Source organism: Pseudomonas sp. BNK-30, assembly GCF_047456185.1.
GTDB classification, from domain to species: domain Bacteria; phylum Pseudomonadota; class Gammaproteobacteria; order Pseudomonadales; family Pseudomonadaceae; genus Aquipseudomonas; species Aquipseudomonas putida_E.
On sequence record NZ_CP179904.1, the window covers coordinates 2,748,513 to 2,771,586 of the forward strand.

Here is a 23,074-nt window from a genome sequence, read left to right on the forward strand (position 1 = left end):
CCGCTCCTACACGACCCGCGATGCACTTATCAAGGCTCCAGGCCGATACCGCGCAGGATCACACTCGTCACCGTCTGTACCGCACTCTCGAACGCCAGGTCCGACAGCGGTTCTCCGCCATTGAGCACCGCCACCTGGTAGCCGAAGTCGGCATAGTGCTGGGTCGAAGCCCAGATCATGTACAGCAGCGCCGAAGGCTCCACCGGCAGGATGCGCCCCTCCTCCACCCAGCGGCGAATCTTGTCTACCTTCAGCTTCGCCCAGGGCACCAGGCTGTCATCCAGGCTCACCCCAAGCAGCGGCGCGCCATGCAGCATCTCTTCGGCCCAGATCTTCGAGCCCAGCGGCCGTGAGCGCGAATGGCCCATCTTGGCGCGAATGTAGCTGGTCAGCACCACCCGGGGGTCGTCGAAGTTCTCGAAGCACAGTGCGTCCTGCTTCCACACATCCAGCAGGTCCTGCAGCACTGCGCGGAACAGCTCATCCTTGGTGCTGAAGTAGTAATGCAGGTTGGAGCGCGGCAGCTCGGCCTGTTCGGCGATATCACCCATGGACGTTGCGCCGTAGCCCTTCTCGGCGAACACTTTTTCTGCGGCCACGAGGATCTTCTCGATATTGCGACGGCGAATTTCGATCTTGTGGTTGGCCATCAGAATTGCGATGCCCTGGCTGCCAGCTCATGGCGACGAACGCTCATGCGTATTCCTTGTCGATTGCTCTTGGCACTAGTCTACTCCGGTCATTTCGCTGAATACGAGTAGCCATGCCCTTCAACCACACTGGGCCCGATCCCTTGCCGGGCACTGCGCCCGGTGCAGGTTCAGCGCCGTGTTGATGATGCCGATGTGGCTGAACGCCTGGGGGAAGTTGCCCAGCATGCGCTTGCCTGCCGGGTCGTACTGCTCGGCCAGCAAACCCACGTCATTGCACAGCCCGGTCAGCTTCTCGTACAGCGCCTGCGCCTCGCCCTGGCGCCCCAACAGCACATACACATCGGCCAACCAGAACGAACAGACCAGGAACGTCCCTTCACCCGGCGTCAGGCCGTCACTGCAGCGGTCACTGTCATAGCGCATCAGCAAACCGTTTTTCAGCAGGCGCTGCTCGATCTGTTCGAGCGTGCGCAGAAACCGCTCATCCTGGGCCGGCAGGAACCCGGTGAGGGCGATCTGCAGCAGGCTGGCGTCCATTTCGCTCGAGCCATAGGCCTGGACGAAATGCAGGCCTTTGGCATCGAGCCCCTGCTCACACACCTCGCGGCGGATTTCATCTGCCACCTGCCGGTAATACTGCCCGCGCTCGCTGCCCTCCTCGGTGGTCTCAGCCAACCCTGCCGCGCGGTCGAATGCGACCCAGGCCATGACCTTGGAATGCACGAAGTGCTGCCTGCCACCACGCACCTCCCAGATGCCTTCGTCCGGCTCACGCCAGATGCGCTCCAGGTAGGGCATGATCAGGCGGGAAATCGCCGCACTGCGTGGGTGCCTGGGCAACCCGCCCTTTATCGCCTGGGCCATGGCGTCGGCGACCTCGCCGTAGATGTCCAGCTGCCGCTGTTGAGCGGCAGCGTTGCCCACCCGCACCGGCTGCGAGTGCTCATACCCGGCCAGCCACGGCAGGGTGTATTCCTGCAGGTCTCGCTCCCCTGCCAGGCCGTACATGATCTGCATCTGCTCCGGGTTGCCGGCCACCGAACGCAGCAGCCACTCACGCCAGGCCTGCGCTTCGTCGAAGTAACCCAGGTTCATGAACGCCAGCAGGGTCATGGTGGCATCGCGCAGCCAGCAGAAGCGATAGTCCCAGTTGCGCTCGTGGCCGATGCTTTCGGGCAGCGAGGTGGTGACGGCCGCAACGATGCCGCCGGTAGGGGCATACGTCATGGCCTTGAGGGTGAGCAATGAACGGCGCACGCTCGCGCTGTAAGGGCCGACATCCGGGCAGCGGGCGGCAAAGGCCTGCCACTGGCTGACGGTATGCGCCAGGGCATGTTCGATATCGCAGTCGGGCTGTACCGGCAGGTGCGAAGGTTGATGGCGCAGGCTGAACACCTGGCGCTCACCGGCGCACACCCGAAAGCGCGCGACAGTGTGGTGGTCGCGGGCGTGCGAGGCCACCGTGCTGCACAGGATCAGCCGGTCGGGGCCGGCGACGGCGCTCAGGGTCAGCGGGTCGAGCTTTTCCACCCAGGGTACGCTGCGCCCGTAGTCGAAGCGCATCACCAGGTCCATTTCAAAGTTGGTTTCGCCGGCAATGCCATCGACGATGCGCACGACCGAATTGACGTCGTCCAGCGGCATGAAGTCCAGCACACGGGCGCGGCCGCTGGCAGTCACCCAGGTGGTTTCCAGCACCAGGGTATCTTGCTGGTAGCGCCGGCTGACATGCTCGATGGAGTCGCTGGGGGCCAGGCGCCAGCGACCGTTTTCTTCATTGCCCAGCAGCGCCGCGAACACGGCGGGGGCATCGAAGCGTGGCAGGCACAGCCAGTCGATGGAACCGTCACGGCTGACCAGGGCGGCGCTGCGGCAGTTGCCGAGCAGCGCATAGTCTTCGATGTGGGCAGGCATTGGATCTCCTTAATGCAACTGTCTGGCCCACACAGTGGGCCGTGCGATCATCCCAACCGGTGCCACTCGCGCTTGTCACGGGCCAGCAACTCATTGCCGGCCGCTGGCCCATCCTCGCCCGCCGGGTACTCATGCACCTCGCCGTCCTGCGCCCAGGCATCCAGAAACGGCTGCACCGCACGCCAGCCGTTCTCGATGTTGTCGGCACGCTGGAACAAGGTCTGGTCGCCGGTCAGGCAGTCGTAGATCAAGGTCTCGTACCCCGTGGCCGGGGTCATCTTGAAGAAGTCCTTGTAGGCGAACCCCAGCTCGACGTTTTCCATCACCAGTTCCGGGCCCGGGCGCTTGGCTTGCAGGTCGAACCACATGCCTTCGTTGGGCTGGATCTGGATCTTCAGGTAGTTGGGCTTGGGCCGCTCCAGCTCCGATTCGCGAAACTGCGCGTAGGGCGCAGGCTTGAAGCAGATGGCAATTTCGGTGTCGCGCACGCTCATGCGTTTGCCGGTACGCAGGTAGAACGGCACGCCGGCCCAGCGCCAGTTGTCGATCATCACCTTCAGGGCCACGTAGGTTTCGGTCTGGCTGTCGGCCGCCACCCTGTCCTCCTGGCGATACCCGGCCAGGCGCTTGCGGCCCTGCTTGCCCGCGGTGTACTGGCCGCGCACGGAGTTCTTCAGGGCCATCTTCGTCGACCAGGGACGGATAGCGCCGATCACCTTGGCTTTTTCGCCGCGCACGGCATCTGCGCCAAAGGCTGCAGGCGGTTCCATGGCAACCATCGCCAGCAACTGGAACAGGTGGTTGGGCACCATGTCGCGCAAGGCACCGGTGTGGTCATAGAACCCACCGCGAGTCTCGACGCCCACCGTTTCGGCGGCCGTGATCTGCACATGGTCGATGTAGTGGTTGTTCCAGAACGACTCGAACAAGCCATTGGAAAAACGGCTGACCAGGATGTTCTGCACCGTCTCCTTGCCCAGATAATGGTCGATGCGGTAAATCTGCCGCTCGCTCATCACTTTGAGCAGGCAGGCATTGAGCGCCTCGGCACTGGCCAGGTCGGTGCCGAAGGGTTTTTCCACCACGACCCGGCGGTAGCCACCACCAGACTCGTCGAGCAAGCCGGCATCCCCCAGGCGTTGGGCAACCTCGGGGAAAAAGCGTGGCGAGGTGGCCAGGTAGAAAATGGCGTTGCCATGGCTGGTCTTGTCGATGCGCTTGGCCAGCGCGGTATAGGTGGCCGGGTCCAGGAAGTCGCCGGTCTGGTAGTCCAGGCGCTTGGCCAGGCGCGCCCAAAGTTTTTCGTCCAGGCACTTGGCCGCGCCCTCGCCGCCCTTGTCGCGTTCACGCATGAACGCGTGCAGGCGTTCGGCGAATTCATCGGCAGTGGCGGCATTATGGTCCACACCAACGATGCGCAGGTTGCGGTCGAGCAGGCCGTCCCGGCCCAGGTTGTACAGCGCCGGCATCAGCAGGCGCTTGACCAGGTCACCGTTGGCACCGAACAGGAACAAGGTACAAGGGCCGGCTGCAGGAGTGGTCTGTCGGGTCATTGGCCTTTCTTCTCGACGTGGCCACCGAAGCCCAGGCGCATGGCCGAGAGGACCTTGTCGCCGTAGGTGCCCTGCTGCTGGCGTGAGCGGAACCGGGCGAACAACGCACTGGACAGGACAGGTACCGGCACGGCCTGCTCGACTGCTGCGTCGATCGTCCAGCGGCCTTCGCCACTGTCCGATACCGAGCCGCTGAACTGCGCCAGGTGCGGGTCGGCCACCAGGGCATCGGCGGTGAGGTCGAGCAGCCAGGAGGTGACCACGCTGCCACGGCGCCATACCTCGGCAATTTCGGCGACGTTCAGGTCGAAGCGCTGTTCTTGCGGTAGCTCATCGCCGCCTTTGCTGCGCAGCAGGTCAAAGCCTTCCGCGTAGGCCTGCATCAACCCGTATTCGATGCCGTTGTGCACCATCTTCACGTAGTGCCCGGCGCCGGGCGGGCCTGCATGGATGTAGCCATGTTCGGCGCGGTCGTGCTCACCTTCGCGCCCCTGGGTGCGCGGAATGTCGCCAACGCCCGGGGCCAGCGCCTTGAACAAAGGCTCTAGGCGCTCGAACACGTCCTTCTCACCGCCGATCATCATGCAGTAGCCACGGTCCAGGCCCCACACACCGCCAGAGGTACCGACGTCCAGGTAATGCAGCCCGCGCTTGGCCAGCTCGGCGGCGCGGCGCATGTCGTCCTTGTAGAAGGTGTTGCCACCGTCGATGATCGCATCGCCCGGTTCCAGCAGTTCGGCCAGCTGCGCGATGGTCTGCTCGGTAGGTTCGCCCGCCGGCAGCATTACCCATACCGCCCGCGGCGCCTTGAGCTTCTGCACCAGCGCGCCAAGGTCGTGAGCCCCTTGGGCGCCCTCGCCTTCCAGCCCGACGACTGCATCACGGTTACGGTCGTGCACGACCGTGCGGTGCCCGGCGCGCATCAGCCGCCTTGCAATATTGCCGCCCATGCGGCCCAGCCCGACGATTCCCAGTTGCATGAGCCGATGCTCCCCTTGAAAAATGAATGACAACACAGTCCAGCGTTTCAGATTAGTCCAGCACACCGCCCGAGGGTTCAGCGACGAACGGCGAGACAACGTTAAACAAAAAAGTTCCAATGAGCAGTGAAAGAATTCAGAATGCCCGCCGCGTGAAGCGACTACGCTTTGATTGTCACCAGCCAAAACCGCGAGGTGTTTACATGGGTACCTTGATGCCTGCCACTCCAACCCAGACCCTCTATGTCTCCGTGCGCCGTGATGAGCTGCGTAAATTGAAGGACGAACGCGACCAACTGCGCCAGCAAGTCGCTCAGTTGCACATGCAGCTGGAGCGGGCGCGCTCCGGCGATGAACCTGTAAGCCTCTGATTCATTCTCCCCCTGGTGGGAGCGTTAACGCTCCCACACTGCTGGCCCCCACAGAAAAAAGTTTGAATTGGGAACGATTCGCGTTTATCGTGCGCGCTTTCTCCATTCACCTGGCCCGGGGCGTTGCATGGCAGTGCATGAAACGGATGCGATCATTCCGCTTGAGGTCCTGTACGACACCCAGCGCGGCTGGCTGCACAGCTGGCTGAAGCGTTCGCTGGGCTGCTCGCAACAGGCCGCAGACCTGGCCCAGGACACGTTCGTACGCCTGTTGGTGCGCAACCAGCCGATCAGTACCCAGGCGCCCCGCGCTCTGCTGGTACGCATCGCCCGCGGCCTTGTGGTCGACCATTGGCGGCGCGATGCACTGCAGCGCGCCTACCTGCAAACCTTGGCGCAGTTGCCCGAGGCCAGCTACCCGTCCCCGCACGTGCGCCACGAGGCCATGCAGTGCCTTGAGCGCATCGCGCAATTGCTCGATGGCCTCAAACCCACCGTGCGCGACGCCTTCCTGCTGTACCAGCTGGGCGGCCTGACCCATGCGCAAATAGCCGAACGGCTGGGGGTTTCCAGCCGCACGGTAGAGCGCCACGTGGCCAACGCGTTGCTGCACTGCTACCGGCTGTGCTTCGAGTGACCGCCGCGCCAGAGCGGCTGCCTGAAGCCATCGTGCGTACGGCCATCGAGTGGCAGATGCGCTTGCGGGCCAGCCCGGGCAATGTCGAGGTGTTCAGCCAGTTCAATGCCTGGCGGCTGCGTGATACACGGCATGACCTGGCCTGGCAGCGCATGCAGCAGGTCAGCGGGCACTTCCACAACGGGCACCTGCCCGATGCCACTTGCACGGCTGCCGTGCTGCGCCAGGCCGACGTCGACCTGAGCCGCCGCCGCACCCTCAAGCTGCTGGGCCTGGGCCTGACAGCGGGCGGCGCCACGCTGCTGATCGGCACTGCGCCCCCCGCGTGGCGCAGTGACTTCACCACCGGTGTCGGCGAACAGCGGCAGTTGCGCCTGAACGGCGACCTCGAGTTGCAATTGAACACTGACAGCGCCGTTGACCTGCATGGCAGGGAAATCCGCCTGCGCAGTGGCGAAATGCTGGTCGATGGCGCCGACTGGCGCGTGCGCTGCCAGCAGGGCGTTTGCCAAGGCCACCAGGCGCGCGCCGTGCTGCGCGAGCGCGTTGGTTACAGCGAGTTGCACGTCGAACGCGGTGAAGTGCTGGTGACTGCCGCTGCGGGCTCGCAGCGGGTGCAGGCTGGCAGCGGCCTTGCGCTCTACCCCTCGCGACTGGCGCCTCTGGGCGGCGGCGCCCTGGATCCGTTCGCCTGGAGCCGCGGCCTGCTGATCGTCAACGATATACCCCTGGCCGACTTCCTCGCCGAGGCCGCTCGCTACCGCCGTGGCTGGCTGCGCTGCGACCCGGCAGTGGCCGACCTGCGCCTGTCGGGCGTGTTCCACCTCGACCAGCCGGGGGCACTGCTGGACAACATCGCCCACCTGCTGCCTGTGCGTATCGACCAACGCACACGCTGGTGGGTGCGTATTTCATCCCAGGCATGAAAAAACTGTCGGACTTCACGCGCTCATCCGGTTAGGGATGATCACCCCCTCGAATGGATCGCTTCATGCTGCCTGCCCGACCGCCCCGCTGCTCCCGAACCTTGTCACGTGCCGTGTACCTTGCGTTGGCCCTGCACGCCGGCGCTGCGCTGGCCGCTACAGCGACCGCGCCGAGCATCCCGGCAGGCCCCTTGGGGCAGGCGCTGAGCACCTTCGCTGAACGTGCCGGGATCACCCTGTCCTTCTCGCCGGAGGCCGTGCGCGGCCTGAACAGCCCAGGGCTGGCCGGTGGCGGCCCGCTGGAAGACGGGCTGAACCAACTGCTCAGTGGCAGTGGCCTGCAACTGCACAAGTCCAGCGCCGGCTATGTCGTGCTGCCAGGCCAGGGCGACGCCAGCCTGCAACTGGAGCCGATAAGCATCGACGCAACCGCCTCGCAAAGCGCCTTCGCGCCCGTCGAGGGCTACTTCGCCAGCAACGCCAGCAGCGCCACCAAGACCGACCGGCCCATCTTGGAAACCGCGCAGAGCATCAGCGTGGTCACCGCCGAGCAGATCGCCGACCGCAAGGTCGACCGCGTCGAGGATGCCGTGGCCTACACTGCCGGTGTACGGGTAGGCGCATCAGGCCTGGACCCACGTTTCGACATGATCAGCATCCGTGGCTTCGAAACCACCATGGGCGCGGACTTTCTCGATGGCCTGCGCCAACCCGGCAGCGGCTGGTTGTCGCTGTACCAGACCGAAGCCTACAACCTGGAGCGCATCGAAGTGCTCAAAGGCCCGTCGTCGGTGATGTACGGGCAGATCAGCCCCGGCGGCATGGTCAACCGGGTCAGCAAACGCCCTGGCCTGCAGGCAAAAAACGAAGTGCAGATCCAGTCGGGCAACTACAACCACCAACAAGGGCAATTCGACCTGGGTGGCAAGCTGAACGAGTCCGGCGACCTGCTATACCGCGTTGTGGGTGTGTACCGCGATGCCGAAAACTATATCGAGCAGTTGAACAACGACGTGCGCCTGATCGCACCCTCGCTGACCTGGCAGATCGACCCAGACACCAGCCTGACACTGCTGGCGCAATACCAGGAACGCGAGACAGCCGCCTCACCGATGCTCTACCAGCAGGGCGATCACCTGACCGATTTCTGGCAGGGTGACGAGTACTTCGACAAGCTGCAACAGCGCCAATGGACCTTCGGCTACGAATTCGAGCACACCTTCAACGACACCTTCAGCTTCCAGCAGAACCTGCGTTACGGCCAGGTCGATACCACCAACCAGTACCTGCAACCCTATCAGGAGCGCGAGGGGCACATCCTCGATCGCGATGCCATCGGTGTGTACGAAGACATGTCGAGTGTCTCGGCCGACACGCGCCTGGTCAGCCGCTTTGCAACAGGTACCCTGCACCACACCTTGCTGACCGGCGTGGACTACGGCTGGATCGACACCTCATTGTCGTATGCCAGCGGCCCGGCGCCGTCGATCGACCGCTTCGCGCCCGACTACCACCAACCGGTGGCCAAACCGGGTACGCCGCTGGCGGACGAAGATGGCCTGGAGCAACGCACCGGCCTGTACCTGCAGGACCAGATCGACCTCGACCGCTGGCGGCTTTCGGCCGGCTTGCGCCGCGACTTCGTGCACGTGCGGCGCAGCGACAACCTCAGCGGCATCAACCGCAAGACCAGTGACTCAGCCACCACTGGCTCGGTCGGCGCGCTCTACCTGTTCGACAACGGCCTGGCACCCTACGCCAGCTACGCCACCTCGTTCCAGCCACAGAGTGGCAGCGGTGCCTACAAACCCACCGAAGGCGAACAATACGAAGTGGGCTTGAAGTACCAGCCACCAGGCAGCGCAACGATGCTCACCGCCTCGCTGTACCACCTGACCCAGAAGAACGTGCTGACCCGCGACCTGGCCAACCCGATCAACAGTATCGCCACTGGCGAGCAGGTCTCCAAGGGCTTGGAACTGGAAGCCGTTTCCGACCTCAGCGACCGGCTGAAGATGACCGCCAGCTACAGCTTCAACGACCCCGAAGTGACTGAAAGCAACGATGGCAATGAAGGCAAGCAGCCACTGGACGTTCCCCGCCATCTTGCTTCTGTCTGGCTCGACTACCGCCTGCCGATGGGCGTAGGCGTCTCTGGCGGTGCCCGCTACACCGGCAGCAACTACGGCGATGCACAGAACACCGTGAAGAACGAAGGCTACACACTGGTCGATGCCGGCGTGCACTACGACTTCGGCGGCGGCCTGGACGGCGTTCGCCTGGCGCTCAATGCGCGCAACCTGTTCGACAAACGCTATATCAACTGCCAGCAGGGCTACTGCTACCGGGGTGAAGCGCGCAGCGTGGTCACCAGCCTGAGTTATCGCTGGTAAAGGGGGGATGAAAATGCGCACATTGATGATCTGGCTGGGCACTGCGCTGCTTGCCAGCCTGGCCCACGCCGCGCCGGTGACGCTGGACGGTACCGAGCAATGGTCGATGAAAAGTGCCGAGGGCCGCGAATACCGGATCATGATCAGCCTGCCGGAGGGCGATGTGCCCTGGACCGGCGGCTACCCGGTGATCTACCTGCTTGACGGCAACGCCTACTTCCCGGCGTTTCATGCCGCCAAGCGCGCTCAAGACCGGCTGCGCGGCGCGATACTGGTCGCCATCGGCTACCCCAGCGACACCCCACTGGACTTCGAACGCCGCGCCTTCGACCTGTCGCCACCGCAACCTGCCGAGCGCAACAAACCACCCCAAGGTGGCCAGGACCTGTTCCTGGACTTCATCGAAAAACGCCTGATGCCAAAGGTCAATGCCCGTTTCAAGGTCGATCAGGACCAGCGCAGCCTGGTCGGGCATTCGTTCGGTGGCATGTTCGGCGTGTATGCGCTGTTTACCCGACCGCAACTGTTCCAGCACGTGATCGCCATCAGCCCGAGCCTGTGGTGGCGTGACCGCTACCTGATGGCCCATGAGCGGACATTCATGCAGCGTGCCCACGCCGGGCAACTGGACCTGACCCATAGCAGCCTTACGCTATTGATCGGTGACCGCGAGATGCCCCAGGAGATTCAGGATGCCCGGGCCCTGCAATTGCGCCTGGAGGCACTGTCGCAGTACGGGCTGCGCAGTGATTTCCAGCTCGAGGCTGGGGAAGATCACATGTCGGTGCCGTTCAGGGTGCCGACACGGGTCCTGGATGAATTGATCAGTACCCGCAGGTTCTAGCTGCAGGTGTCGGCCTTTTCGCAGATCGACCTGCGAGAAGGCCAAAATGGGTAAGCCCCACCGTGCACCCTAACGGTGCATACACCCTTTTTCGCCACAAAATGGCCCCCCGAATTTTGCCTGCGCCCTCTCTTGGAACACCCCTTCTCAAAGCGATGACACACGCCAACGTTTGCGTCTATCTCGCGTCATAACGAAAGTGACCAGTGGGTCACCTTTTTTACTTCCGGTCTCCTACACTCAGCTTTCGGCCCGCGATTTGCTCAGGGAAGAGGCGACATGAAAAAAGTCGAACTTTTGCAAAAGGCGACGGGTCAGGAACTTTAAGTAGGCCAAAGCAATGGGATACCCCTCGCTGCAGCCCGCTCACTCCTTCCAGACCAAACGCTTTCGGCGGGAATGCCGATCGCGCCGTGCCTGCGCGCACGACCTTGGGGCAAGGACCGCACTACGAAGACACGAAACAGAGATAACCAGCACGAAATAAAGCAAACGGGTGCCAGCACTCGGCCACACCATAGGGACGGAGAGAAGTATGATCAGTGCCGCTGTCGAACCTCACGTAGATTCATTCAAACCGGAAAACCGCGAACCGCTCACCCCGGATTTCGCCACGACAGTCAAGGCACCCGGCGCCCAGCGCCAGCACAACCCCAACAAACGCAAGATCCTGTTCGTCACCTCCGAAATTGCCGACCTGATCAAGACCGGCGGCCTGGGTGACGTTTCGGCAGCACTGCCGCGGGCATTGGCGCACCTGCACGATGTCCGTGTGCTGATCCCCGGCTACAGCCAGGTGATGGAAAGCGACAACCCCATTCATATCGTCGGCGAACTCGGCGGCCATGCGGCCCTGCCGCCGTGCAAGATCGGCCGCATGGACATGGCTGACGGCCTGGTCATCTACGTGCTGATCTGCCCTGAACTGTACCAGCGCGACGGCACACCCTATGGTGCCAACAACGGTCGCGACTGGCCCGACAACCACATCCGCTTCGCCCGCCTTGGCCTTGCCGCGGCCGAGATTGCCGCCGGTGAAGGCAAGATCCACTGGAAGCCCGAAGTGGTGCACGCCCATGACTGGCCCGCAGGCCTGGCCCCGGCCTACATGCACTGGCGCGGCCTGAGCACCCCGACCTTGTTCACCATTCACAACCTGGCCTACCAAGGTGTGTACAGCCGCGCCTGCAGCCCGGAGCTGGCGATCCCTGACCATGCCATGCAGCAGGAAGGCATGGAGTTCTACGGCAAGCTGTCCTTCCTCAAGGCCGGCCTGGCCTACTCCAGCCACATCACCACCGTCAGTGCCACTTACGCCCGCGAAATCACCACGCCGGAATTCGGCTGCGGCCTGGATGGCTTCCTCGCCAGCAAGGCCCAGCAAGGCCTGCTCGGCGGCATCCCCAATGGCATCGACGAAAGCTGGGATTCGGCCACCGACCAGCATCTGCAGCACAACTTCAGCATCAACGACTGGGATGGCAAGGCGCGCAATGCCGAAGCAGTCCGCCGCCTGTTCGAACTCGAGCCAAGCGAAGGGCCACTGTTCGCCGTAGTCTCGCGGCTGGTGTTCCAGAAAGGCCTGGACCTGACCTTGGGCGTGGCCGACTACATCGTCGAACAGGGCGGGCAGATCGCGATCATCGGCCGTGGCGAGCCTGAAGAAGAGCAGGCCATGCGCGAGCTGGCCCTGCGCCATCCCGGCCGCATCGGCGTGCGTATCGGCTTCAACGAAACCGATGCGCGGCGGATGTTCGCCGGCAGCGACTTCCTGCTGATGCCATCACGCTACGAGCCCTGCGGCCTGAGCCAGATGTATGCGCAGCGTTTTGGCTCACTGCCCGTAGCGCGCAACACCGGAGGCCTGGCCGACACGATCGAGAATGGCGTCACCGGTTTCCTGTTCGATGAGTCGACCGTGGAGAGTTACCGCGAAGCGCTGAGCCGTGCCTTCTATGTCTACGGCAAGAAAAACCTGCTCAACGCCATGCGCTGCCTGTCGATGACCCAGCCGTTCAACTGGTGCCAGGCGGTCGAACCCTACGCCCGCCTCTACGAGGACCTGGTCAAACAGGCACAGTTGAGCCACTACTGAGCGGGGAATCGAAGATGCACAGGCATGGCGCACACCTACTGGACGCCACGTCGGCGCGCTTCGCCCTATGGGCGCCGGATGCGCGCAGCGTGAGCTTGGAACTGGAGCAGCAGCCGCCGATCGAGCTGCTGCCCGACGCAGATGGCTGGTATACCGGCGTTGCCCCGTGCCAGGCCGGTGACCGTTACCACTATCGCATCGACGGCGAGCTGCGGGTGGCCGACCCGGCTTCGCGCTACCAGCCCGAAGGCGTGCAGGGCCCGAGCCAGGTGGTCGATACCCAGGCTTACGCCTGGCAACACCCCTGGCGAGGCCGCCCTTGGCACGAAGCGGTGATTCAGGAACTGCACGTCGGCGTGCTCGAGGGCTACCCTGGGGTCGCCCGGCATCTGCCGCGCCTGGCAGAGCTTGGCATCAGCGCCATCGAGCTGATGCCGCTGGGGCAGTTCCCTGGCGAGCGTAACTGGGGCTACGACGGCGTGCTGCCATTCGCGCCGCAACACAGCTATGGCAGCCCTGAGCAATTGTGCGCGCTGGTCGATAACGCCCACGGCCAGGGCCTGATGGTAGTGGTGGACGTGGTCTACAACCACTTTGGGCCGCACGGCAACTACCTGCACCAGTACGCCAGCCCGTTCTTCCGTGAGGACCGGCAGACGCCCTGGGGCGCAGCCATCGACTTCCGCCGGCCAGAGGTGCGTGAGTTCTTCATCCAGAACGCTCTGATGTGGCTGTGCGACTACCGCTGCGACGGCCTGCGCCTGGATGCAGTGCATGCCATCGACCAGCCCGACTTCCTGGTCGAGCTGGCGCAACGGGTACGCGCTGCGGTGGAGCCTGGCCGCCAGGTGTGGCTGATGCTGGAGAATGAGCACAATCAGGCGTTCCTGCTGGAACAGGGCTTCGACGCCCAGTGGAACGACGATGGCCACAATGCACTGCACGTGCTACTCACGGGTGAAACCGAAGGGTACTACGCCGACTACCAGGACCTGCCGATCAACAAGCTGGCCCGCTGCCTGTCCGAAGGGTTCGTGTTCCAGGGCCAGGCCAACCGCCATGGCCAGCCGCGCGGCGAACCAAGTGGCCACCTTGAGCCCAGCTCGTTCGTATTGTTTCTGCAAAACCACGACCAGATCGGCAACCGCGCCCTGGGCGAACGCCTGACACGCCTGTGCCCGGTCCCTGCCCTGCGCGCCGCTACCGGCCTGTTGCTGCTGTCGCCGATGATCCCGCTGTTGTTCATGGGTGACGAGGATGGCAGTTGCCGGCCGTTTCTGTTCTTCACCGACTTCCATGACGAGCTGGCCGATGCCGTGCGCGAAGGTCGGCGTGGCGAATTCGCCCACTTCACCGCGTTTGCCGATCCCGAGCAGCGCGAGCGCATCCCCGACCCCAATGCCGAGCAGACATTCCAGGCCTCACGGCCACAGCGTCAGGAAGTGATCGCCGGCTGGCACGGCCTTTATCAGCAACTGCTCGAACTGCGCCGGCGCCATGTCATACCGTACCTGCCTGGCAGCCGTGCGCTGGGCACCGACGTGCTGGGCGACAAGGCACTGACCGCACGCTGGCGCCTGGGCAATGGCAACACCCTGCGCATCGACCTGAACCTGGCCGCCACGCCACAGCCGGTCGAACTGCCCGCAGCCGAACACCGCCTGTTCGACAGTAGCGATACCACGCACCCCGACACCGCACTGTCTGCGTACAGCTGCGTGGTCAGCCTGCTTGCACCTGGCCAGGAGCGCCCATGAGTGAAACTGCATTACACCGCCTGGCCGCCCGCGTAGGGCTGGCCCGCGACTGGATCGACGCCAACAACAGGCCACAACAGGTCAGCGACGACGTGCTGCGCAAGGTCCTTGAAGCGCTTGGCCACCCGGCCAGTGACGACCGCGCCCTCCAGGACAGCCTGCGCGCCGTGGACGCCGCCGAAGACAGCGAACACTTACCGCCGCTATTGACTGCCGACCTGGGCCGGCCACTGGCACTGGCGCGCTACTTCAGCGCAGGCAGCGCCGCCCGCTGCACCCTGGAAGACCACAGCCAGCTCGACCTGACCCTCGACAACCAGGCACAACTGCCTGGCGCATTGCCCTTGGGCTATCACCGCGTCGATATCGATGGCCGTACTTTCACAGTGGCCGTGGCGCCGCTGCGTTGCCACAGCCTGGAGGACGCTGTCGAACAGCCGCCACCGCGCTGCTGGGGCATTGCGGTGCAGCTTTACAGCCTGCGCCGCCCAGGTGATGGCGGCTACGGCGACTGCCTGGCCCTGGAGCAACTGGCGCGCAGCGCCGCAGAGCGTGGTGCCGACGCCCTCGCCATCAGCCCGATCCACGCCCTGTCGGCGTTCGACCAGCAACACTACAGCCCCTACTCACCCTCCAGCCGCCTGCTGCTCAACCCCTTGTATGCCAGCCCCGCTGCCGTGCTCGGTGAACGTGCCGTGCGCATGGCCGTCGTGGCCTGTGGCCTGGAGCAAACCCTGGAAGACCTCGAGCAACGCCCGCTGGTCGACTGGCCACGCGCCGCCGACGCCCGCCTGCGCCTGCTCGACGCCCTGTACCAGAATTTCATCCAGGCTGATCACCCCCTGCGCAAAGACTTCGAGAGCTTCCGCGAGGCCGGTGGCCAGGCGCTGGAGCACCACTGCCGCTTTGAAGTGCTGCAGGCACAAGCCGTGGACGACGGCCTGGGCGCCGACTGGCGCAACTGGCCGAGCGCCTGGCACGACCCCTATCACCCAGAAGTGGAGGCCTTCGCCAGCGCGTATCCCGCCAAGGTCGAGTTCCATGCGTTCTGCCAGTGGCTGACCGAGCGCAGCCTGCAGCGCGCGCAGGAAGCCGCCCGTGGCAACGGCATGGCGGTCGGCCTGATCGCCGACCTGGCGGTGGGCGCCGACGGTGCCGGCAGCCAGGCCTGGAGCCGCCAGGACGAGTTGCTGGCCAACCTGAAGGTTGGCGCCCCGCCGGACATCCTCAACCGCAGCGGACAGGACTGGGGCATCTGCGCGTTCTCGCCCGAAGGCCTCAAACGCAATGGCTACCGCGCCTTCATCGAAATGCTGCGGGCCAACCTGGCCCATGCCGGCGGCCTGCGCATCGACCATGTGATGGGCCTGCGCCGCCTGTGGCTGATCCCCCGTGGCTGCAAGCCCGACGAAGGGGCCTACCTGCAGTATCCGCTGGAGGACCTGCTGCGCCTGCTGGCCCTGGAGTCGGTGCGGCACCAGGCAATCATCCTTGGTGAAGACCTGGGCACCGTGCCTGAAGGCCTGCGCGAACAACTGGCGGACAAGGCCGTGCTGGGCATGCGCGTGCTGCCTTTCGAGCAGGCCCAGCCCGGCCACTTCACGCCGATTCTCGACTGGCCGGACAAAGCCTTGGCCACCACCGGCACCCACGACCTGGCGCCCTTGGCCGGCTGGCTGCAAAGCCGCGACATCGACTGGAGCCAGCGCCTGCAACTGATCGATGACGCCACCGAGCTGCACTGGCGCCAGGCGCGACAGAAAGAGCGTGACGGCCTGCGCCGCACCCTGCAAGCCAATTACGGCCCACTAAAGGACAACGACCACTTGATCGATGCTGCCATCCGTTACGTTGGTCACACCCGCGCACCGCTGGTGCTGATCCCGCTCGAAGACCTGCTCGGCAGTGAAGAGCAACCCAACCTCCCTGGCACGACCGAAGGCCACCCCAACTGGCGCCGGCGGTTCGCGCCCCCGGTGCGCGAACTGCTCGACGATGAAGATGCCGCGCGCCGCCTGGAGCTGTTGGCCCAGGCCCGCGAACAAGCCTGGGAGCGTGACCGATGAAGCCGTTGTCCGCCACCCTGCGTCTGCAGTTGCACAGCGATTTCACCCTCGACCATGCACTGCCGCTGGTGCCCTACTTTGCCCAGCTGGGCATCAGCCACCTGTATGCCTCGCCGATCCTCAAGGCCCGCGCCGGCTCGCGCCACGGTTACGATGTGGTCGACCCGACCCAGGTCAACCCGGAGCTCGGTGGCGAGGCCGCCCTGGAGCGACTGGTGGCCGCCTTGCGCCAGCACGGCATGGGCCTGATCCTGGACACCGTCTCCAACCACATGGCCGTCGGCGGCGCCGACAACCCCTGGTGGCAGAGCTTGCTGGCGTGGGGCCGGCGCAGCCCCTACGCCGAGTTCTTCGATATCCAGTGGCACTCCAGCGACCCCCTGCTGGCCGGCCAGCTATTGCTGCCGTTTTTGGGCTGTGACTATGGCGCGGCGCTGAAAAATGGCGAAATTCCGCTGGAGTTCGACGAGCAACACGGCGTGCTGCAGGTGGCCCATTACGAGCACCGCTTCCCGATCTGCCCGGTTGACTATGGCTGGATTCTTTCCCTGAGCCCCGAGCCTGCCCTGCAGCGCCTGGCCGAGCACTTCACCGCACTGAACGATGCAGCCGACCCGCTGGCAGCGGCTTTGCCGGTGCAAGCCGAACTGGCCCGCCTGGTGCGCGAGGGCGCCGACCTGCAGTCTGCACTGCTCGCCTTCGACAGCCGCACCGAAAGCGGCTTCAAACGCCTGCACCTGCTGCTGGAACGCCAAACCTACCGCCTGGCCAGCTGGCGCACTGCCGCCGACGACATCAACTGGCGGCGTTTCTTCGACATCAACGAGCTGGGCGGTCTGCGCGTAGAGCGCTCGGTGGTATTCGAGGCGACCCATGCCAAGCTGTTCGAGCTGATTGAGCGAGGGTTGGTCGATGGCCTGCGTATCGATCATATCGACGGCCTGGCCGACCCACGCGGCTATTGCCGCAAGCTGCGCCGGCGGGTCGACGGTCTGCTTGCCAGGCGCCCCCTCAATGCGGCGCTTGAGCATTTCCCGATCTACGTCGAGAAGATTCTCGGCACCGATGAACACCTGCATCGCGACTGGCTCACCGACGGTACCACCGGCTACGAGTTCATGAACCAGGTCTCGCTGCTGCAGCACGACCCCGCCGGCGAAGCGCCGTTGACCGAGCTGTGGGCCACTGTCAGCGAGCGCCCGGACTTTCCGGAGGAAGTCCGCCAGGCCCGGCATCTGGTGCTCAATGCCAGCCTGGCCGGCGACTGCGAGTCGGTGGCCCAGGCGCTGCTGCACGTCGCGCGCGACGACTTGATGACCCGCGACCTGACCCTTGGGGCGATCCGCCGCGCGTTGCAGGCGCTGGTTGCCCACTACCCGGTGTACCGCACGTATTTCAATGCCTGCGGCCGCCCGGCCGAAGACGAGAAATTCTTCCAGCAGGCCTTGGCCAATGCCCGCCACGACCTCAGCGAAGCCGATTGGCCGCTGCTCGAGCAGCTTGAACAATGGCTCGGCGGCCAGGCATGGCGCGCACTGCCCCCCGGCCGGCCGCGCAAGCACCTGCGCCATGCCTGCGTGCGCTTTCAACAGCTCACCGCGCCCAGCGCCGCCAAAGCCGTGGAGGACACCACCTTCTATCGCTCGGCCCGCCTGCTGTCGCGCAATGACGTAGGCTTCGAGGCCGAGCGCTTCAGTGCCGGCCCCGAACACTTCCACAACGAGGCCCAGCGCCGCCTGCGCGACTTCCCCGACAACCTGCTGGCCACCGCCACCCATGACCACAAACGCGGCGAAGACACCCGCGCGCGGCTGGCCGTGCTGAGCGAACGCGGCCCCTGGTTCGCCAGCCGCGTGGAGCACTGGCGCGAGCTGGCTGCTCCGCTGCGTGAACAGCTGGACGACGGCGTTGCGCCGAGCCCGGGCGACGAGTTGCTGCTGTTGCAGACGCTGTTGGGCAGTTGGCCCCTGGACCTTGACCTGCACGACGATAACGCCCTGCAGCACTATGCCGGGCGCATCCGCCAATGGCAGCAGAAGGCGCTGCGCGAAGCCAAGCTGCGTAGCAGCTGGAACGCGCCGAACGAAGCCTACGAGGCCGCCTGCGCCGCCTATGTCGATGGCCTGTTACTCGGCCGCGAGAACCAGCAGTTACGCCAGTCCCTGGCCGACGCGGCGCAGTCGATCGCCACCCCCGGCGCCCTCAATGGCCTGGTCCAGGCCTTGCTGCGCAGCACCGTGCCCGGCGTGCCAGACCTTTACCAGGGCAATGAGTACTGGGATTTCAGCCTGGTCGACCCCGACAACCGCCGCCCCGTGGACTACGCTTGCAGGCGTCGCACGCTGGACGACGCCCTGCCCGTGGCAGAGCTGCTGGCGCACTGGCGCGACGGCCGCATCAAGCAGGCGCTGCTGGCGCGGCTGCTGGATTGCCGGCAGGCCCACGCCGAGCTGTTCCGCCGCGGTGCCTACCTGCCGCTGAACGTGCAGGGCCGCCATGCCGACAAGGTCGTGGCCTTTGCCCGGCTGGGTGAGGAACACCGCGCCATCGTCGTCGCCCCGCGCCTGGCCAGCGGCCTGTTGGGCGGCGCTGCTACACCGTTGATCCCGGCACAGAACTGGGACGACACCCGGGTGATTCTGCCGTTTGCCTTGTCGCCTGCCAACTCGATGGGACTTTTCCCAAGTGCGGTGGTCAGCCCTTCAAAGGAGCTGATGTTGAGCGCCGTGCTGTCGGAATTTCCGGTCAATGTGTTGATACAACAATCTTGAGCATCAGGAGCGTCATGATGAGTGTCGATGAAAAACGTATTCGCGAATTTGCCTACCAGATCTGGGAGTCTGAAGGTAAGCCTGTAGGCGAGGAAGAGCGCCACTGGGACATGGCCCGCAAGCTGGCCGAGGCCGAGGCACTGGCGCCCAAGGCTGCGCCGCGCAAGAAGGCCGCCGCCAAGCCCAAGGTCGCGGCGGCGCCAAAAGCACCTGCCGAGCCCAAGGCTGCGGCGCTGCCAGGGGTGAAACCGGCCGCTGCGAAAAAGCCCAAGACGGTGAAGAAGCCGGCTGCTGGCTAAGCCGGTCCCGGCCCTATCGCCGGCAAGCCGGCTCCCACAAAGATCTCAAAGACCCTGGGATTGCGGTGAGAGCCGGCTTGCCGGCGATGGGGCCGCGACTGAAGGACCATCCGTCCCCTTCCCTACGGCCATCCGAGGACCGCCATGAGCCCCCGCATTCCCAAGAAAACCCGCTCCATCGCACCATCCCGCCTGCGCGAGGGCATGCCCTTCCCGCTCGGCGCCACCTGGGATGGGCTGGGGGTCAACTTCGCCCTGTTCTCAGCCAACGCCACCAAAGTCGAGCTGTGCCTGTTCGACTCCACAGGCGAGCAGGAACTCGAGCGCATCGAGCTGCCGGAGTACACCGACGAGATCTACCACGGCTACCTGCCTGACGCCCACCCAGGCCTGGTATACGGCTACCGTGTCTACGGCCCCTACGAGCCAGAGAACGGCCACCGCTTCAACCCCAACAAACTGCTGATCGACCCCTACGCCAAGCAACTGGTCGGCAGCCTGAAATGGTCCGAGGCACTGTTCGGCTACACCATCGGCCATCCCGACGGCGACCTGTCGTTCGACGAGCGCGACAGCGCGCCCTTCGTACCCAAATGCAAAGTCATCGACCCGGCCTTCACCTGGGGCCGCGACCAGCGCGTACAGATCCCCTGGGAGCGCACCATCCTCTATGAAGCGCATGCCCGCGGCATCAGCATGCGCCACCCTGCCGTGCCGGAAAAACTGCGCGGCACGTTCGCCGGCCTTGCCAACGACGAGTTGCTCAAGCACATCAAGGACCTTGGCGTTTCAAGCATCGAACTGTTGCCGATCCACGCTTTCGTCAATGACCAGCACCTGCTGGACAAAGGCCTGAACAACTACTGGGGCTACAACAGCATCGCCTTCTTCGCCCCGCACCCGCGTTACCTGGCCAGCGGCAAGATCGCCGAGTTCAAGGAAATGGTCGCGCACCTGCACGACGCCGGCCTCGAAGTGATCCTCGATGTGGTCTACAACCACACCGCCGAGGGCAACGAGCGTGGCCCGACGCTGTCCATGCGCGGTATCGACAATGCCTCGTACTACCGGCTGATGCCCGATGACAAACGCTATTACATCAACGATTCCGGCACCGGCAACACCCTGGACCTCAGCCACCCGTGCGTGCTGCAACTGGTGACCGACTCGCTGCGCTACTGGGCTGGCGAGATGCACGTGGACGGCTTCCGCTTCGACCTGGCGACCATCCTGGGCCGTTACCACGACGGCTACAGCGAACGCCACGGGTTCCTCGTCGCCTGTCGTCAGGACCCGATGCTCAGCCAGGTCAAGCTGATCGCCGAGCCATGGGACTGCGGCCCAGGCGGCTATCAGGTGGGCAACTTCGCACCGGGCTGGGCGGAATGGAACGACCGCTTCCGCGACACCGTGCGCGCCTTCTGGAAAGGCGACGAAGGCCAGCTGGCCGACTTCGCCTCGCGCATGACCGCCTCGGGCGACATGTTCAACAACCGCGGCCGGCGCCCTTATGCCTCGGTCAACTTCGTCACTGCCCACGACGGTTTCACCCTGCGCGACCTGGTGTCGTACAACGGCAAACACAACGAAGACAACGACGAGAACAACCAGGACGGTACCGACAACAACCTGTCGTGGAACTGCGGCGCGGAAGGGCCCACCGACGACCCTGAAATCAATGCCCTGCGCATGCGCCAGATGCGCAACTTCTTCGCCACCCTGCTGCTGGCCCAAGGCACCCCTATGATCGTCGCTGGCGACGAGTTCAGCCGCACCCAGCACGGCAACAACAATGCCTACTGCCAGGACAGCGAGATCGGCTGGGTCAACTGGGACCTGGACGAAGAAGGCAAAGGCCTGCTGGCCTTCGTCAAGCGCCTGACCCGCCTGCGCCTGGCCTACCCGGTGCTGCGCCGCTCACGCTTTCTGGTCGGCGACTACAACGAGGCGATCGGGGTCAAGGACGTGACCTGGCTGGCGCCCGACGGCAGCGAGATGAGTGTGGAGCAGTGGGAAGACCCGCATGGGCGCTGCCTGGGCATGCTGATCGACGGCCGCGCCCAGGTCAGCGGCATCGCCCGGCCGGGTTCGGAGGCGACGGTGCTGCTGATCGTCAATGCGCACCACGATGTGGTGCCGTTCCTGCTGCCGACGGTACCGGACGGTGACTACTGGAGCTGCCTGGTGGACACCGACCGGCCGGAACTGCGCAAAGGGCAACACTTGCCATTCGACAGCACGTTCCAGGTCCAGGGGCGCTCGTTGCTGCTGATGGTGCTGCAGCGCGAGGAGGACTGAACCGGGGTTGGCTCAACCGGCCCTGGACCGAACGGATCTCAGGGCCGGCTGCGCCTGGCCACCTTGGACGCACGGCTCGCACCCGGCGTAACAGCGGCGCTAGCAATGTTTCGGCATAGCCAGGGTGCAGGAAATAGCGAACGCCGCTATGCGCGTAGTGTTTTCGCCAGAAATCATGATGTTAACTCTGCGCCCTGAAGCTCCCCGCCTGTTTAACACTTTCTTGACGCAAGCCCTTACCTCTCCTTAGCTAAAGATTATCTAGTCGTAAAAAAATTGCGCCGGGCCTTTAGCTCGCGCCTTCGTGCGTGCTTGAGAAAGCTGGCGTACTGGTTTGGGTCGCCCTGTGTTTAGCCGTACAGCTCGTGACAACAGGCCAGGTCCTTGGGCTGTACAACAAAAACACAGGAGATCCGCCATGAAAAGCACCTCGAACCCGTTGCGCTTCGACCGTATTTTCTACGCGGTTTCCACGTCGATGCTTCTGGCAACCCCGGTGGAAACCTTCGCCTCCCCATTGCTGGACGACCCCAGCTCCCCCCTGTTCCTGCAGCAGCCGGCAATGGCTCAGCTGTCGCTTGACCCCGTCAGCGCCAGCGGCCTGAGCCTGGGTACACTGACAGCCTTCAGCAACAAGATGGCCGAACGCCATGGCCCGCTGGCGCCCGACCTGATAGCCAGCCAATGGGCGCAGTTTTTCCCGGGCACACCTCGCCCGGGTGCGCAGGCCCCCGAGCAGCTGGAAGCACCCAGCCAGCAACTGACGATTGGCCCGGACCTGTTCGTGCGTGAAACCAGCGGCGGCAATGTGCACCGCGCGGGCATTTTCGTGGGGCATAACAATCTGCAAAGCAGCTTGAAGGGCAGCCGTGTGATGCTCGGCGACAAGCAGCGCAATGCAGTGAACCTCAGCGGCGAGAGCCTGGGGGTGTACTGGAGCATGACCCATGATCAGGGCTGGCACGTGGACGCTGTAGCCATGGGCACGCGCATCGATGTGCTGGGCCGGGGCGAGACGGGCCAGCGGGTGAACGACAGCGGCCATGCGATGACGTTTTCCGTGGAGGGGGGGTACCCGATCCGCCTGGGTGGCAGTTGGGTGATCGAACCCCAGGCACAGTTGATCAACCAGCAGTTCTTCCCTGGCAACCAGGTGCAGGAAGAGACGCTGCAGGCGTTCGACAGCCAGCCAACCTGGAGCGGCCGGGTCGGTGCCAAGTTGTCCGGGCGCTACGAAGTGCGGGGAATGCCCATCGAACCGTATGTGCGGACCAACGTCTGGTATGACTTCAGCGATGCCGACGAGGTCAAGCTGGACCAGGTCGACAAGATATCCGGCTCGCGCTATTCGACCACGGTGGAACTGGGGTTGGGCCTGGTGGCGCGGGTGACACCTTCCATGGCGTTGTTTGTCAGTGCCGATTACAGCAGTGATGTGGATGACAACGATCTGAATGGGTTGATCGGCAGCCTGGGGGTCAGGATGCGCTGGTGATCAGTGTGGCCTCTTCGCGGGA

Annotated in this window: 16 protein-coding genes; 12 read left to right on the top strand and 4 right to left on the bottom strand. The window is 64.5% G+C overall.

The features are described from left to right. Positions 1-29 precede the first annotated feature (29 nt). The 4 genes from ACMGGN_RS12885 to gnd form a co-directional block, all read right to left on the bottom strand. On the bottom strand, positions 30-650 hold the full coding sequence (locus tag ACMGGN_RS12885) for a TetR/AcrR family transcriptional regulator (protein ID WP_012313733.1): 621 nt from the start codon (positions 648-650) through the stop codon (positions 30-32). 120 nt (positions 651-770) lie between these two features. Continuing rightward, positions 771-2,567: a glycoside hydrolase family 15 protein gene (locus tag ACMGGN_RS12890; protein ID WP_119688637.1), complete on the bottom strand. Its 1,797-nt coding sequence runs from the start codon at positions 2,565-2,567 to the stop codon at positions 771-773. A 47-nt stretch (positions 2,568-2,614) separates the two neighbouring features. Further along, positions 2,615-4,120, bottom strand: a complete 1,506-nt coding sequence (gene zwf / locus ACMGGN_RS12895) for a glucose-6-phosphate dehydrogenase (protein ID WP_115275321.1) — start codon at positions 4,118-4,120, stop codon at positions 2,615-2,617. Further along, a complete protein-coding gene (gene gnd, locus ACMGGN_RS12900; RefSeq protein WP_323613676.1) occupies positions 4,117-5,136 on the bottom strand; it encodes a phosphogluconate dehydrogenase (NAD(+)-dependent, decarboxylating) in 1,020 nt (339 codons plus the stop codon). The genes zwf and gnd overlap by 4 nt, the downstream gene beginning before the upstream one ends. Before the next feature lie 167 nt (positions 5,137-5,303). On the opposite strand from gnd, the gene ACMGGN_RS12905 reads away from it, so the two are divergent. The 12 genes from ACMGGN_RS12905 (at position 5,304) to ACMGGN_RS12960 (ending at position 23,052) form a co-directional block, all read left to right on the top strand. After that, positions 5,304-5,471, top strand: coding sequence for a DUF6026 family protein (locus ACMGGN_RS12905; RefSeq protein ID WP_168216561.1), 168 nt, complete (start codon positions 5,304-5,306; stop codon positions 5,469-5,471). A 127-nt stretch (positions 5,472-5,598) separates the two neighbouring features. After that, entirely contained in the window at positions 5,599-6,108 is a 510-nt protein-coding gene (locus tag ACMGGN_RS12910) for a sigma-70 family RNA polymerase sigma factor (RefSeq protein WP_046787278.1), read from the top strand. Continuing rightward, the gene (locus tag ACMGGN_RS12915; RefSeq protein WP_414156025.1) at positions 6,105-7,034 is read left to right on the top strand and encodes a DUF4880 domain-containing protein; all 930 of its coding nucleotides are present in this window, start codon (positions 6,105-6,107) and stop codon (positions 7,032-7,034) included. Before ACMGGN_RS12910 ends, ACMGGN_RS12915 begins: the two co-directional genes overlap by 4 nt. A 65-nt stretch (positions 7,035-7,099) precedes the next feature. Further along, a complete protein-coding gene (locus ACMGGN_RS12920) occupies positions 7,100-9,427 on the top strand; it encodes a TonB-dependent siderophore receptor (protein WP_256345791.1) in 2,328 nt (775 codons plus the stop codon). A gap of 13 nt (positions 9,428-9,440) precedes the next feature. Further along, positions 9,441-10,271, top strand: a complete 831-nt coding sequence (locus ACMGGN_RS12925; RefSeq protein ID WP_046787361.1) for an alpha/beta hydrolase — start codon at positions 9,441-9,443, stop codon at positions 10,269-10,271. A gap of 535 nt (positions 10,272-10,806) precedes the next feature. Beyond that, positions 10,807-12,366 (top strand): glycogen synthase GlgA, encoded by a 1,560-nt coding sequence (gene glgA / locus ACMGGN_RS12930; RefSeq protein ID WP_115275324.1) that lies wholly within the window; start codon positions 10,807-10,809, stop codon positions 12,364-12,366. Positions 12,367-12,380: 14 nt separating this feature from the next. Then, positions 12,381-14,123 (top strand): malto-oligosyltrehalose trehalohydrolase, encoded by a 1,743-nt coding sequence (gene treZ, locus ACMGGN_RS12935; RefSeq protein ID WP_414156026.1) that lies wholly within the window; start codon positions 12,381-12,383, stop codon positions 14,121-14,123. Continuing rightward, on the top strand, positions 14,120-16,189 hold the full coding sequence (gene malQ, locus ACMGGN_RS12940; protein WP_119688632.1) for a 4-alpha-glucanotransferase: 2,070 nt from the start codon (positions 14,120-14,122) through the stop codon (positions 16,187-16,189). The genes treZ and malQ overlap by 4 nt, the downstream gene beginning before the upstream one ends. Then, positions 16,186-18,960 (top strand): malto-oligosyltrehalose synthase, encoded by a 2,775-nt coding sequence (locus tag ACMGGN_RS12945; protein ID WP_281868569.1) that lies wholly within the window; start codon positions 16,186-16,188, stop codon positions 18,958-18,960. Before malQ ends, ACMGGN_RS12945 begins: the two co-directional genes overlap by 4 nt. Positions 18,961-18,974: 14 nt before the next feature. Then, positions 18,975-19,259, top strand: a complete 285-nt coding sequence (locus tag ACMGGN_RS12950) for a DUF2934 domain-containing protein (protein ID WP_046787285.1) — start codon at positions 18,975-18,977, stop codon at positions 19,257-19,259. Positions 19,260-19,403: 144 nt separating this feature from the next. Continuing rightward, on the top strand, positions 19,404-21,557 hold the full coding sequence (glgX, locus tag ACMGGN_RS12955) for a glycogen debranching protein GlgX (RefSeq protein ID WP_046787286.1): 2,154 nt from the start codon (positions 19,404-19,406) through the stop codon (positions 21,555-21,557). A 418-nt stretch (positions 21,558-21,975) separates the two neighbouring features. After that, positions 21,976-23,052, top strand: coding sequence for an autotransporter outer membrane beta-barrel domain-containing protein (locus tag ACMGGN_RS12960; RefSeq protein WP_046787287.1), 1,077 nt, complete (start codon positions 21,976-21,978; stop codon positions 23,050-23,052). The last annotated feature ends 22 nt before the right edge of the window (positions 23,053-23,074 follow it).

What these genes read in the sequence shown, in the direction of transcription:
- ACMGGN_RS12885 (WP_012313733.1), bottom strand. Translation starts at nt 650, where the DNA reads ATGGCCAACCACAAGATCGAAATTCGCCGTCGCAATATCGAGAAGATC.
- ACMGGN_RS12890 (WP_119688637.1), bottom strand. Translation starts at nt 2,567, where the DNA reads ATGCCTGCCCACATCGAAGACTATGCGCTGCTCGGCAACTGCCGCAGC.
- zwf (WP_115275321.1), bottom strand. Translation starts at nt 4,120, where the DNA reads ATGACCCGACAGACCACTCCTGCAGCCGGCCCTTGTACCTTGTTCCTG.
- ACMGGN_RS12905 (WP_168216561.1), top strand. Translation starts at nt 5,304, where the DNA reads ATGGGTACCTTGATGCCTGCCACTCCAACCCAGACCCTCTATGTCTCC.
- ACMGGN_RS12910 (WP_046787278.1), top strand. Translation starts at nt 5,599, where the DNA reads ATGGCAGTGCATGAAACGGATGCGATCATTCCGCTTGAGGTCCTGTAC.
- ACMGGN_RS12920 (WP_256345791.1), top strand. Translation starts at nt 7,100, where the DNA reads ATGCTGCCTGCCCGACCGCCCCGCTGCTCCCGAACCTTGTCACGTGCC.
- ACMGGN_RS12925 (WP_046787361.1), top strand. Translation starts at nt 9,441, where the DNA reads ATGCGCACATTGATGATCTGGCTGGGCACTGCGCTGCTTGCCAGCCTG.
- glgA (WP_115275324.1), top strand. Translation starts at nt 10,807, where the DNA reads ATGATCAGTGCCGCTGTCGAACCTCACGTAGATTCATTCAAACCGGAA.
- treZ (WP_414156026.1), top strand. Translation starts at nt 12,381, where the DNA reads ATGCACAGGCATGGCGCACACCTACTGGACGCCACGTCGGCGCGCTTC.
- malQ (WP_119688632.1), top strand. Translation starts at nt 14,120, where the DNA reads ATGAGTGAAACTGCATTACACCGCCTGGCCGCCCGCGTAGGGCTGGCC.
- ACMGGN_RS12945 (WP_281868569.1), top strand. Translation starts at nt 16,186, where the DNA reads ATGAAGCCGTTGTCCGCCACCCTGCGTCTGCAGTTGCACAGCGATTTC.
- ACMGGN_RS12950 (WP_046787285.1), top strand. Translation starts at nt 18,975, where the DNA reads ATGATGAGTGTCGATGAAAAACGTATTCGCGAATTTGCCTACCAGATC.
- glgX (WP_046787286.1), top strand. Translation starts at nt 19,404, where the DNA reads ATGAGCCCCCGCATTCCCAAGAAAACCCGCTCCATCGCACCATCCCGC.
- ACMGGN_RS12960 (WP_046787287.1), top strand. Translation starts at nt 21,976, where the DNA reads ATGAAAAGCACCTCGAACCCGTTGCGCTTCGACCGTATTTTCTACGCG.